The following is a 12,996-nucleotide window of genomic DNA, read 5'->3' as shown; positions in this document are numbered from 1 at the left end:
ATACACAATGAGATATCAAGGCGAGCATTGAAAATGCCGAACCTAGGACCTGAGTATTGAAAGGCAAAAAGAGCGCAGCAATATGCCTTATGATCATCAGCGCTGCATTTTTTGCAACGCTCGCACGGGGGAATCCGAATGCACTCGACTCTGGGTGACAAGCGTCTAAAGTGTTTTCTTACAGCCGTCGAATCCGGGTCCATCCGAGCGGCAGCCGACGAACTTCTGCTGGAGCCTTCGATGGTAAGCAGGCAGATCATGCAGCTTGAAGCCGAACTGGGCGTGACGCTCTTGGAGCGGCGAGGCCGAGGGGTTTTCCCGACTCCGTCAGGTGAAGTAGTTATGGAGCACTGCCGAGACCGCTGGGGGTTAGAACATAACCTGCGAGAGAAGCTAAATGATCTATCTGGACTGCGCCGAGGAGAACTCCGTATCGCGATAAGTGAGGGATTCCTCGATGAGTTTATCGAACGAGTTTTAAGCCCATTCTCGGCGAGCTATCCGGATGTTGTGATCAACATCATTTTGCAGACTGCATCAGAGGTGGTCCGCATGGTGGCGACAGATGAGGCACATTTGGGCGTCACGCTACACGCGCAGCGCGACAATCGCGTGAGAATCCTCGCCGATTGTCCTCATCCAATCTTCGCTATCGTCAGTCCGAGGCACGCACTTAGTAATTGTCGGTCACCGCTTTCGCTGGCCGATTTTGCCAAGTACCCTCTCGTTCTGGCACCTGTCGGTAGCGGTTTGAGATCGCTTGCGGATAGTGCGGCGTTCGTGGAGCGAGTAGAGATGGAGCCACGATTCGTGGTGAATTCGGTAAGAGCGCTCAAAGCAATTACCGCGGCGAATAATGCTGTTACCTTTCTCCCGAAGATATCGCTTCAACAAGAACTGGATCAGGGGGACCTTTTCGCGCTATCGAGCTCGAACGCGGTTCTTCAGTCGGCTTGCGCGCAGGTTCTAGTCCGCCGGGGTAGAACATATTCTTCGGCGCTGTCCGCGTTGGTGAAAGTAATCAGCGAAAGTCGATATTTTTCGGAAGGGTCGCTGTAGGATCGACTAAGGCGAGCACACGCCATAAAATTCATCTCGATGTCGACACGCAACTCGTCGATTGCCTGTTCTGCCAATTTCTCGAGTTCGTTGCGCGTAACGACTTCCCGGCTGACCTGACGTCACATCTATCGTTGGAAGCTACGCGGTGATTGCGAGAGCTGGATGTAAACGTGGTCGGTTCGCTATTGGGTGGATGAGCGTGCGAGCTGGTCGTGTGCGAGTTGGCCCAAACGCCGAACGCCATCTGCGATCTTTTCGCTCCATGCATGTCCTGCGCTAAGGCGCAAGCAATTGCGAAAGCGCCCACTCGCCGAAAAGGCAAAGCCTGGTGCGAAACAGATACCCTTTTCAAGTGCCTCGTTAAATAGCGCACGTGAATCAAATCTTCTCGGCATTTCAAGCCAGAGAACATATCCTCCAGTGGGCTGACTAACTTTCGTCTCGGATGGGAAGCTTTCCTCAATGACACGCGTCATGCGCGCCAAATTTTCTTCAAATATTCGACGAATCGCGCGCAAATGCACCTCGTACGCACCGCTTTCCAGGAAGTCGGCGAGGGCGACTTGTGGCAGAACGGGACTGCACAGGCTGAATGCAAGCTTTCGCTCTATTAATTGTTGAACATAGGTGCCGGCAGCGAGCCAGCCGATCCGGTAGCCGGGTGCGAGGGTTTTGGAGAACGAGCTGCAATAGATAGTGTTGCCACCTTTGTCGAGCGCGATAAACGGCTTCGGGCGTTCGCGACCAAAGTAAATATCGCCATAAACGTCGTCCTCGATGAGCGGCACGCTATGTTGATTCAGGACCGCGAGCAACTCGAGCTTGTCGGGCTCTGCAATCGCCGAACCGAGTGGGTTATTGAAGTTCGATGACAATACGCAAGCGGCGACTGGTTCTGATTCAAGCAGTCGGGCAAGTGCGCCAACATCAATTCCACGGGTCGGGTGTGTTGGAAGCTCAAAGGCCTTCAACCCAAGCATCTCGATAGTATGAAGAAGGCCAAAGTAGGTGGGCGATTCGATCGCAATCGTGTCCCCACGGTTGGCAACAACCGTCAACGCTAGAGTGAGCGCTTCAGTACAGCCAGCTGTAACGATAACGTCATCCGGTGACAACGTGTGACCAACGCGCATTGCTCGCTTTGCGATCTCGCGTCGCAACCGCATGTCGCCATTTGGAGAGCTGTATACATTATGGCGCACGCCGTTATGCCGGGCGGCGCGAGCTAAAGCCATGTCGAGGCGCTTCGACTGCAGCAGTTCTGCGTCCGGGAAGGCGCAACCAAGTGGTACTAGTGCGGGGTTTGATGCGTGTTCAAGCAGGGACGTTACGACCCCACTAATGGACACGGAGGAAGGCTTGGCTGCCGGGCGCGACGTCGACGGCAAGCCTAACGCTTTTCGTCGGGTCGTCGCCACGTAAAAGCCGGATTGAGGGCGTGCGACGAGGACGCCTCTGTCTTCGAGGAGCCGGTATGCTTGTAGCGCTGTGGAGATACTAATCTGGTGTTGTTCACTGACGGCGCGTACGGAGGGCAGGCGAGCGCCTGGCGCAAGCGCGCCGTTATCGATCATGCCGACGATGAGCGAAGCCAGCTGCTCGTAACGAAACGGGGTAGATGCGTGCACGGCAACAATTTTTCATCTTGATGAACTGCATCGATTATCGATCCACATTAACCGATTGCCAAGGGGAACTGTGCTGGTCGAATATTCCGAAAATTGTGACTGTTCCGGTGGGCCTGTAGATCGTAAAATCGCCGAGCAGCATGGCGTATGCCGGTTGTGCGGAGGCGAACCTGTAAAACTATTCGCGAGGTCGGACGTGACAGTGCCGAGATCTGGAGTCCGTTTGATGGGGCGCTACTGCAATCCGCGCCCCGCGTGGACGATGAACTGACCAAGACTGTTGCATGCCTTGCTAGTGATCTAACCTTCGAATGCAGACGACCTTTGTTTGAGTCATTTCCTCGTATGCAAATCGAACGCCTTCACGCCCGAGGCTGCCGTACTTGAATCCACCGAATGGCATCGCATCGAACCTGTAATCCGACGAGTCATTGATCATGACGCCTCCGGCTTCAAGCTGATCGGCCGCCTTGAGGGCGGCGCGCAGGTCATTCGTGAATATGCCGGCGTGGAGACTGTATTCAGGGGAATTTGAAAGCTCTAACGCTTCGTCGATAGTCTCAATTTTCTGAAGAATGACAACCGGGCTGAATATCTCGTATTTCCAGAGATCGCAATCGAAGCTGACATCTTCGAGAACAGTCGGCGAATATACGGAGGCTTCCAGCGTGTTACCGCATAGGAGTTTGGCGCCACGTTTAATGGCATCGTCGACTATTCCTTTAGTCCGCGCTGCTGACTGTGCATTGATCATTGGCCCGACATCGGTATCTGCAAGGGCGGGATTTCCTACTTTCAAGGAGCGAGCAAGTTTGACAAATCGGTCCTTGAAAGACTCAAAAATAGAAGATTGAATCAAAATCCGCTGCGCACCGATACAGTTTTGCCCCGCAGCCCAAAAGGCACCTGAAACACACGACTCTACCGCTTCATCTAGCTCGCAGTCGTTCAATACGATGACCGGGGCGTTCCCACCCAAATCCATTGCAAGTTTCTTGAGCCCTGCAGCTTTGGCGATTTTCTCCCCGGTTACGAAGCCGCCGGTGAAAGATACCATTCTCACGTCTCGGGATGAGACGAGTGCCTGCCCAAGGGCACCGCTGCCCGTAGCTAACGTTACGACCTCTGTAGGCAAGCCGGCCATCAAAAGATAGTCGACGAGTTTTATCGCGGAAAGAGGCGTCAGTTCTGATGGCTTGAGGATAACTGAGTTCCCACCGGCGATTGCCGGACCAAGCTTATGCGCAACGAGATTCAATGGGTCGTTATAAGGTGTGATGGCGACGATGATTCCGAGGGGTTCTCGCGTAAACCATCCTTGCCGGTTTTCCGATCCCGCATAGGCGTCAAATGGAATGACTTCACCACCATTTCGGCGGGCCTCGTCCGCTGACAGTTTGAGCGTATTCACGCAACGCGAGACTTCTTTCTTTGCCTGTCTCATGGTTTTCCCGGCTTCGGCCACGATGAGATCGGCGAATGCGTCGCGGTCACGCTCGATAGCTAGCGCGCATGTTTCAAGAATTCGCGCTCGTTCGTAGCGAGAAAGTTTTCGGCAGATTTGCGCGCCATCTTTCGCAGTATCGATGAGTGCCTGAGCAGCTTCTGGAGGAATATTCGAAACCCTTCCTACTTCAGCGCCGTCAAACGGATTTGTCACCGGGATGGAATCAAACGATGACCCAAGAATCGATGCATGATTATTCACTACCGACAGCCTCCGCCGCATTACTTGAAAAAATGCCACCACTCTAGGGAGCGAAGCGAATTCAGATCGGTCATTGAGACGGAACTTGGTCACGCCACATTCCAAATCGCTTCGCGGTGTCGCTACTCAAACTATTAGCCGTTCGCTATTTGAATTACGAGGCGGCAGTATGACTCGAATCATCTGCCGTATCATTCAACGATTTGGGCTGCCTGAACCGAACAATGCTGTTCGCCGAGACCCTCGATCCCGCAGGTCAACACGTCACCATCGGTCAAATAGTCGGGGTTCGCCTTATTGAAAGCGACTCCATGCGGAGTACCAGTCAAAATGAGATCGCCTGGCAGTAAAGTCATGAATTCGCTTAGATGCGCGATGATCTTATTCACAGAGAAGACTAACTTGCTAGTACGACTATCCTGCCTAAGCTCCCCGTTCTTTTGCAGCCAGATTCGGAGGTCTAGTGAAGCTGGGAGCTCGTCAGGGGTCACCAGCCACGGCCCGAGTGGAGCGAAGGTGTCGGCGCTCTTTGCCTTGCTCCACTGACCTCCGCGTTCAAATTGCCAGCGCCGCTCAGTGACGTCATTAGCGACAGCATAGCCGGCAATAGTTGTGGCTGCGTCTTCGATTCGCACGTTGCGGGTAAGCGCGCCGATCACAACTGCAAGCTCGACCTCCCAATCCACTGCCGTAGCGGTCTTGGGAATCTTGATGACGTCGGAGGGACCAGTAAGTGCAGTTGATGACTTGAAAAATACCAGCGGCTCGATTGGCAGATCGAATCCCGTCTCAACCGCATGATCGGCATAATTCAAGCCAACGCATACGATCTTGCCTGGCCTCGCTATCGGGCAGCCTAGACGCGAACCCGCGCCCACCTCAGGAAGTTTTGAAAGATCTCGACTCGATAGTTGATTGAGGTTTGCAATCATCAGATCATCTCCCGACCAATCACTGACCAAGCTGCCTGCGTCGCGGAGCGTGCCGGAAGAATCAAGGATGCCTGGGCGTTCGTCACCAGGTTGACCGAATCGAACAAGTTTCATTGAGGTTCTTTCTGTGTCCGTGCACGTTTGTCAAAAAGCGCCAATCGATAACCCGAATTGATGGTAAGCAGATTGGCAATATGGCAGTTTCTATCGATCAGTTGTCGAGGTCCGCACCGTGATGACGCACCACTTTCGTGACTCCGGTTGCGAACGATGACTTGGTAGGAAATGCAATGTGCGTGATGAGACTACGCACCTACGTACCTGCGACGCAGCGAAACCGACCTGCACGTCGTGCAATATGCGCAGAGGCAAAGAAAAGCGTGTCGCGGTGGTTCGTGCGTCGATCCCGCGAACCTGTCAAGCACGCATCGTAACGCTGATGAGTTGACCATAACAGTCACAGTTTTCGTAGATTCGATCATCACAATTGTTAGGAGGTGCGCATCGAGAGCCAATGAGTATGATGACTGACCATAGGTTTTATACGCTGAGCTGACTGTAGCCGGATGCGGGTAAGCTGGGTTCCCGTGGTCTCATTTTCAGAGAATTTGAGTTGAGCGCGTCACAACGACTGGTAATGCGTCGCGTCGAGTTCTCATTTGGACAATATGCAAGCGGGTTGGGGGACGAGCGGCGAGAATTGTGATGGTCGATTCCGATGAAAATTGTGACTGTTACGAACCACGCTGCGGCGATACGATGCATGCGTTGCGCTCAGGCCGCATGACCAACGGGCACAGTCCCAGTAAGACGATGGCGTGTAACTCGTCCTCGTTAGAGATGAGCTGGAGACTTGCTGTTGCTCGCGGCGGATCGCTCGGTGCAGTTTTCACACCAAACGCAAGGCAGACGCTCAATGAATGTTGAAAGGGATCGCAACGGGAGTATTGAAGGCATGTCCAGCACAAAGGAAACGTCAGCGTGGAGCGGTCGGTTTCCACGGAATGAGATCATTTCGCTGCTCGACGTCAATCGCCCGCTGAATCTTGCAGAGAGTACATCGCAGGATTTGACACTCGGAGAACTCCTCGATCTCCCGGGACTGGAACATATTCGCGACCTGAAGTTGGGCTACGGGCGCTCCGCCGGTAGCGTGGCCTTGCGTGATGCCATCTCTGAAGCCTGCAAGGTTCCAGCTGAGCAGATTATTACCACGCAGGGCACCGCACTCGGCTTGTTTCTCCTTGCGTTCGAAGTATGTCGTTCTGGGGATGAAGCAGTTCTCGCCACGCCATGCTTCCCACCGAGCCGCGACTGTTTGCTAGGAGCGGGCGTGACCGTTCGGGAAGTCAAACTTTCCTTTGAGACTGGCTATCGGCTGGATCTTGAGCAGATCGCAGATCAGTTGTCGACAAAAACCAGGCTTGTAAGTATCGCATCTCCACAAAATCCTAGCGGCGTGCAGGCAACTCGATCTGAGATAGAGAGTCTTCTCGCACTGATGAAGGCCCGTTCTCCCGAAGCAATACTTTTCGTTGACGAAACCTATAGAGAAGCGACTTATGGAGGCGATTCGGCGGTCGAGAGCTTTGCAGGACTCGACCCACGTATCGTCACCGGTGCGTCGGTGTCGAAGGCGCTCGGCGCCCCAGGTTTGCGGACTGGGTGGCTGACGGTTGCTGACCCCGATCTTCGGTCTAGGCTAACGATTGCGAAAATGAACACCGTGATCTCCGGATCAGTACTCGACGAGGCACTCGCAGCTGCACTATTGCGGAATCGGGAAGGGGTGCTCGAGCAGCGACGTAAGTTGCTTGCAGCAGCACTAGAGGAACTTTCGCACTGGTGTGAGCGCGAGCGCGAAAGGATTGAGTGGGTTCGTCCTGATGCCGGTGCTCTGTGTTGCGTCCGCTTGCGTGGTGAGGTGTTTGACGATGCTGCCATCTCACGTTTCTGGGAGTTATTGCCGGATCATGACCTGCAGCTGGCGTCCGGAATCTGGTTCGGGGAGAGCAACCGGGCGTTCCGGCTTGGTTTTGGTTACCTGCCTCTCGCACGGCTTGGACCTGCACTGACCGCGCTTTCGACCGTTTTGGACACTGTTTTGGCACGCTAAGCAGGCAGCAGCACCGGACCTGTTGAGAAATACAGGAGCCGATACATTAGCCGGCTTGATCGAAGCATCGGTGAGGCAATGCCTCACCGCTTTCCAAATGGAGTATTTCCGTGAAAGTAAGAATCGCGTATCTTGAGGAACCCCCTTTTTACTGGACAGACTCGAATCAATCAGTGACAGGCTCGGACATTGAGTTGGCCGACGTGATTCTTCGGGCGATCGGTGTGACTTCCATTGAGCATCAACCGACCTCGTTCGAAGAGCTCCTTCCCGGTGTTCAGGAGGGAAGGTGGGACATGAATGTCCCGATTTTTGTGACCGCTGAGCGTGCCAAGCGCGTAGCGTTTAGCACACCCGTCTGGGCACTCGTGGATGGATTCCTTCTGCCGTCAGGCAACCCGAGTGGGTTGACGAGCTATTCAGCGCTGGCGAAACAGATTGACGCACGTCTCGGCGTGGTTGCAGCGACTGTTCAGATCGACGCGGCCAAATCGGCAGGCGTAAGCGAGGAACAGATTGTGATCTTCGATGGGCAGAACGAGGCACTCGAAGCGTTGCTGTCAGGGAAGATCGACGCGTACGCAGCAACCGCAGTTGGTAACCGCGCTCTTGCCGGTGCTGAAAGTCGCTTCGAGGCTGTCGCGCATGAGAAGAGCGGCGACGGAAAAGTTCCGGTGGGCGCCTTTTCGTGCAGCAAGAGTAATCAGGCGTTGCTACAGGCCGTCAATGAGCAGCTGCGCAAGTACCTCGGCTCGCCAGATCATCGTGCCCGCATGGCAAAGTACGGGATCACTAATGCTGAGATCGATAGTGTGGTCGCACACGGGAACTGAGCGGTAGTTGAGGTTCCTTGCTCGTTTGCGAGTCTCGACGATCGAATCAAAGAGAGCTGACCCATTCTGCACAGGTGGGTCAGCGAACGTCTGCAGAGTGCGAACTCGTCTTGCACAGGCGTGGCCCGAAACCACCACGTAGAACAGGTTCGCACGCAATGTGCAACCGGAAAGGCACGCAGGCGCAGTGGTGGCGTGCGACATCGATTGAGCGCTGATACGTTCATGGCAGCCAGCACGCGAACACGCAAATTCCAGTAGGTCAGTACGCCAGACTCTCCCATATGGTCGTTGCGTGTACCAAGTCACCGTGGCGACGAATGCGCTTCGTCTGCCTGTCGACTCTCGCTTACGCATCCTGTTCCTCATTGTGACACGCGGAATGCGGCTGGGTTCACATCTCATCGGATCATGTGATTCGTGGGTGGCGCCGACCGAGGCCACCTTTAGTTTTTCATGAATGTAAGCATATCCAGTCGATGGCTCGCAAGCATACCCACTGGCCATTCGCAGAAACTCAGTTTTCTGGTAACGGCAAACGTCGTGCGCGGTCGTTACGCGCACGTTGTCTGATCAATCAGACGGGTGGGGTCTGAGCTCCACCCCGACGCTCCCACGCTTGAGGTTCGTTCGCTACTTGCCATTCCGGTGTTCTGTTTTGGTGATGGTTATCGTCACTTCTAACACCTTCCTTGCGGAAATTGGCTCGCGTTAAATGCAGTCATCAGCGAGTAACGAACCGATGCAAGCGGACTTGGAGGCTAGATGATGAACGTTGGATTGATAGGCTGTGGAGCGATAGGAAGTCTGTTGTATGAACTTGTGGGCCGACATGTCCCCGGCGTGACCGTTAAGGCGGTGTACGAGCGTGCCGATTTTCGGGACGCTGCACGCAAGACGCTCGGTGCACAAGCGCGGATTATCGATAGCGTTGACGAACTGCTGGATGATGACCTCGACCTCATCGTCGAATGTGCGGGTCACGAGGCACTGGGAAACCTGGGGCCGTCCGTTCTGGCAGCGGGTCGCGATCTGCTTGTGGCATCGGTGGGTGCGTTGGCAGATCACTCTCTCGAGACACTATTGATCGATGCTGCCACGAAAGGCGGAGGACGCCTGCGTATTCCCTCTGGCGCGCTAGGTGGGTTAGATGCGCTTGGAGCAGCCAGACTCGCTGGTTTGAACCAAGTTCGATATGAATCGCACAAGGCACCGGGCGCCTGGCGTGGCACGCCTGCCGAGGAGATGGTCGCTCTTGATGATGTCACGCAGTCCACCGTGGTATTCGAAGGCACGGCCAGAGATGCGGCGCGCCTGTTTCCGAAAAACGCCAACGTAACCGCAGCGGTCGCCCTGGCTGGCGTTGGCTTCGATCGGACTAGCGTAGTGCTGCATGCTGATCCTCACGCAGCGGGTAACACGCACCGAATCAAGGCGGAAGGAGACTTCGGTCAGATTGACGTTTCCGTTACCGGCAAGACGCTTCCCAGCAATCCCAAGACCTCGATGCTTGCGCCCTATAGTTTGGTGCGTGCAATCGCCAACCTTAATCAGACATTAGTCGTCGCGTAGTCGGGCCGAGAATCTTTCGCGAGATTCTGTCACTACGAACCAATAAGTGGTACTCGATCAAACCAGTGACCTAAGGAGTACTGATGAAAAACGATTTGAATACGGAGTCAATGGAATTTGACGTCGTACGGAGCCCTTTTGATGGCTCAATCGTAGGCCAGATGCCCATTTCCGACGCCGATGCTGTCGAGCGATCCATCAAGCGTGCGCAAGCGGCTTTTGAGATCATGCGCAGTATGCCGCGTTTCGTGCGTGCAGACATCCTCCACCGTGCAGCAGACCTGATTGAGTCCAGGCGCGACGAATTCGTACGTACTATTGCGGCGGAATCGGGAAAGCCGCTGTACGACGCCAGAGGCGAAGTGTCACGCGGCATTTTCAATTTGCGTAATGCGGCAGCGGAAGCCAGGCGCAGTCATGGCGAAGAGATACCGCTCGACGTTGATGCCGGCGTCTTCGAGTATCAGACAACGGACGAAAGCGGCAAGGCCACGGCACTGTCGGCACTGGATTTCGACAAACTGGCCGGGATGCGCCGCCGTGTAGGCCTTTCGAGGCGGTTTCCGATTGGCCTGATCCTGGCAATTTCGCCGTTCAATTTCCCTCTGAATCTCGTGCTGCACAAGGTCGCGCCCGCGATCGCCGTTGGCAATGCAGTGGTATTGAAGCCAGCGCCGCAGACGCCGTTGACAAGCCGTCTGATCCAGGAGGTTCTGCGCGACGCCGGCCTGCCAGACGGTGCGCTTGAAGTGTGCCATTGCAGCATTCCGCTCGCGGAGTCCATGGTTCGAGACGAGCGCTTTGCGATGGTGACCTTCACGGGAAGTGCGAAGGTGGGCTGGCATATCAAGTCGATTGCAGGCCAAAAGAAGGTTGCACTGGAGCTTGGTGGCAACGGTGCGGTCATCGTAGCTGAAGACGCAGATCTCGACCTCGCAGCAGCGCGTTGTGTTCGCGGGGGCGTGGTGTTTGGCGGCCAATATTGCATTGGCGTGCAGCGCATCCTCGTGCATGAAAGCGTCCGGGAGGCGTTCGAGGCGAAGCTGATCGAGAAGGTTCGCGCGTGTCGCGTTGGCGACCCGATGCAAGAGGGCATCGATGTCGGTCCGGTTATCGACGAGAAATCAGCGATGCGTATCCAGAGCTGGATCGATGCGGCTCGGGCGGAAGGAGCACGTCTGCTGGCGGGCGGCCCTCGCGTAGGCGCGGTCGTGCAACCTACGGTGCTTACGGATACGCGCGCGGGCATGCTGGTTGAAGACGAAGAGATCTTTGGGCCGGTACTGACGCTCAATAGCTATCGCACATTCGACGAAGCGCTGGAGCGCGCCAATGATTCCCGCTACGGATTGCAAGGCGGCCTGTTCACGCGAGATTTGCAACGCGCTTTCCTTGCTCTGGAGACGTGGGATGTAGGTGGGCTCATGATCAATGATGTGCCGATCTACCGCATTGACAACATGCCGTTTGGCGGGTGGAAGGAGTCGGGAACCGGCCGCGAAGGTACCCGTTACGCGATGGACGAGATGTCGGAAATCAAGCTTCTCGTTATCAACTATTCGTGATGTCCTGTTGCGCGTCTCGCTGAATCGACGCGAGACGCGCGTCTTCCATGATCTCTTCCGGGATACGACATGTCGACATCTTCGCTGAAGGCCTCGACGGGTGAACTTGAGCATGACACCCAGACCGGGCGCAGCCTCTATCGCAAGCTTACGTTGCGGTTCGCCCCATTTTTATGCCTGTGTTTCTTCGCCGCCTTTCTTGATCGTGTGAATGTCGGCATCGCCAAGCTGCAGATGCTCGACTCCTTGGGATTTAGCGAGACTGTCTACGGCCTGGGTGCAGGACTGTTCTTTGTTGGCTACATTCTGTTTGAGGTTCCAAGCAACCTGATACTGGATAAAGTCGGGGCGCGATTCTGGATCGCTCGCATCATGGTTACGTGGGGAATACTCTCGGGCCTCACGATGTTCGTGAAGACGCCAGGGCAGTTCTATACTGTGCGTTTCCTCCTTGGGCTGGCCGAGGCAGGATTTCTACCTGGGGCGCTGCTATATCTGACATATTGGTTTCCTGACGCCCGACGCGGCCGGATCGTTGCGCTGTTCATGGTCGGCTTGCCTATGTCCAGTCTGCTGGGCGCACCGCTATCTGGATGGATTCTGTCGTACTTCAATGGTGTCCACGGTCTGCAGGGATGGCAATGGCTGTTCTTTCTCGAGGCGCTGCCTTCAGTGGTACTCGGCATCCTGGTCTATATATTTCTCCCGGGGAACTACGACAATGCGCGCTTTCTCACTTCCGCAGAAATTGCGCGACTGAAGAGGGACATTGGAACTGACCAAGAGGAGAAGAAAGGCCATCAACTCGGGCAGGCATTCAAAGATCCGAAAGTGTGGGCTGTCGGTTATCTGGACCTCTGCATCCTGCTTTGTTTCTATTCGATCAGCTTCTGGATGCCCACGATGTTGCGCGAAGCGGGCGTCAGGAGCACCGGCGAGATCGGTGCGCTGATGGCGATTCCTAATGCGCTCGCTGTAGCGATGGTCCTGGTGACAGGTATCAGTTCAGACCGATTTCGCGAGCGACGCTGGCACGTTGCAGTGCCGTTACTGTGCTCGGCGCTCGGTCTCATTGCTAGCGCGTTTTGTTCGGGAAGCGCCTTCGCAACGGTTTTAGTGCTATCGATCGCGAACGCCGGGGCGGCGGCGGCGATGCCTGTTGTCTGGTCGCTACCCTCGACATTCCTCAAAGGCACTGCCGCGGCCGCAGGCATTGCATTTGCCTGCTCGATCGCCAACCTTGGTGGATTTGCGAGCACCTACTTCCTTGGGTGGATGAAAGATCAGACGCATAGCATGAGTGCCGGTGTGATTACGTTTGGTGTGTGCCTGCTCGCTGGCTGCGCGCTTGCGCTGGTGATGCCCAAACGTATCGTGAACCGTTGAAGAATGCCCCTGTCGACGGTACACACAGTGGAGTCGATCTTTTTCGACCCGGCATGAAGGGACGGGCGCTCTCCGCTGGAGGACGCCCGTAAAAATAGCACCGTCGGTCGCGCATACTGACGTGAGGGAAAGACTTCGACGGAACTGTGTTGGTCGATTCAGTGGATGATTGTGACTGTTACGGTCGAACCGCA

9 protein-coding genes are annotated in these 12,996 nt (G+C 55.3%); 6 read left to right on the top strand and 3 right to left on the bottom strand.

Annotation, left to right across the window (positions count from 1 at the left end):
* Positions 1–138: 138 nt before the first annotated feature.
* Positions 139–1,059 (top strand): LysR family transcriptional regulator, encoded by a 921-nt coding sequence (locus tag C2L65_RS45145; RefSeq protein WP_042309045.1) that lies wholly within the window; start codon positions 139–141, stop codon positions 1,057–1,059.
* Between the two features lie 185 nt (positions 1,060–1,244).
* On the opposite strand, the gene C2L65_RS45140 is transcribed toward C2L65_RS45145, so the two are convergent.
* From C2L65_RS45140 to C2L65_RS45130, 3 genes are all read right to left on the bottom strand, one after another.
* Entirely contained in the window at positions 1,245–2,690 is a 1,446-nt protein-coding gene (locus tag C2L65_RS45140) for an aminotransferase-like domain-containing protein (protein WP_103254701.1), read from the bottom strand.
* Positions 2,691–2,982: 292 nt separating this feature from the next.
* Positions 2,983–4,491: an aldehyde dehydrogenase family protein gene (locus tag C2L65_RS45135; protein WP_233446750.1), complete on the bottom strand. Its 1,509-nt coding sequence runs from the start codon at positions 4,489–4,491 to the stop codon at positions 2,983–2,985.
* A 98-nt stretch (positions 4,492–4,589) separates the two neighbouring features.
* Positions 4,590–5,444 (bottom strand): fumarylacetoacetate hydrolase family protein, encoded by an 855-nt coding sequence (locus C2L65_RS45130; protein ID WP_042309041.1) that lies wholly within the window; start codon positions 5,442–5,444, stop codon positions 4,590–4,592.
* A gap of 739 nt (positions 5,445–6,183) precedes the next feature.
* On the opposite strand from C2L65_RS45130, the gene C2L65_RS45125 reads away from it, so the two are divergent.
* The 5 genes from C2L65_RS45125 to C2L65_RS45105 all read left to right on the top strand — a co-directional run bounded on the left by C2L65_RS45125 (position 6,184) and on the right by C2L65_RS45105 (position 12,802).
* Positions 6,184–7,446, top strand: coding sequence for a pyridoxal phosphate-dependent aminotransferase (locus C2L65_RS45125; RefSeq protein WP_233446749.1), 1,263 nt, complete (start codon positions 6,184–6,186; stop codon positions 7,444–7,446).
* A 110-nt stretch (positions 7,447–7,556) separates the two neighbouring features.
* Positions 7,557–8,279 carry a transporter substrate-binding domain-containing protein gene (locus tag C2L65_RS45120; RefSeq protein ID WP_042309039.1) on the top strand — a complete coding sequence of 241 codons (723 nt, stop codon included), beginning with the start codon at positions 7,557–7,559 and terminating at the stop codon, positions 8,277–8,279.
* A 765-nt stretch (positions 8,280–9,044) separates the two neighbouring features.
* Positions 9,045–9,851 (top strand): aspartate dehydrogenase, encoded by an 807-nt coding sequence (locus tag C2L65_RS45115; protein ID WP_042309037.1) that lies wholly within the window; start codon positions 9,045–9,047, stop codon positions 9,849–9,851.
* Between the two features lie 83 nt (positions 9,852–9,934).
* The gene (locus C2L65_RS45110) at positions 9,935–11,416 is read left to right on the top strand and encodes an aldehyde dehydrogenase family protein (RefSeq protein WP_042309035.1); all 1,482 of its coding nucleotides are present in this window, start codon (positions 9,935–9,937) and stop codon (positions 11,414–11,416) included.
* A 69-nt stretch (positions 11,417–11,485) separates the two neighbouring features.
* A complete protein-coding gene (locus C2L65_RS45105) occupies positions 11,486–12,802 on the top strand; it encodes an MFS transporter (protein ID WP_042309033.1) in 1,317 nt (438 codons plus the stop codon).
* The last annotated feature ends 194 nt before the right edge of the window (positions 12,803–12,996 follow it).

This window comes from Paraburkholderia terrae (genome assembly GCF_002902925.1).
GTDB lineage: Bacteria > Pseudomonadota > Gammaproteobacteria > Burkholderiales > Burkholderiaceae > Paraburkholderia > Paraburkholderia terrae.
The sequence above is the reverse complement of the archived record's forward strand: the minus strand, read 5'-3'. Positions and strand labels throughout refer to the sequence as shown.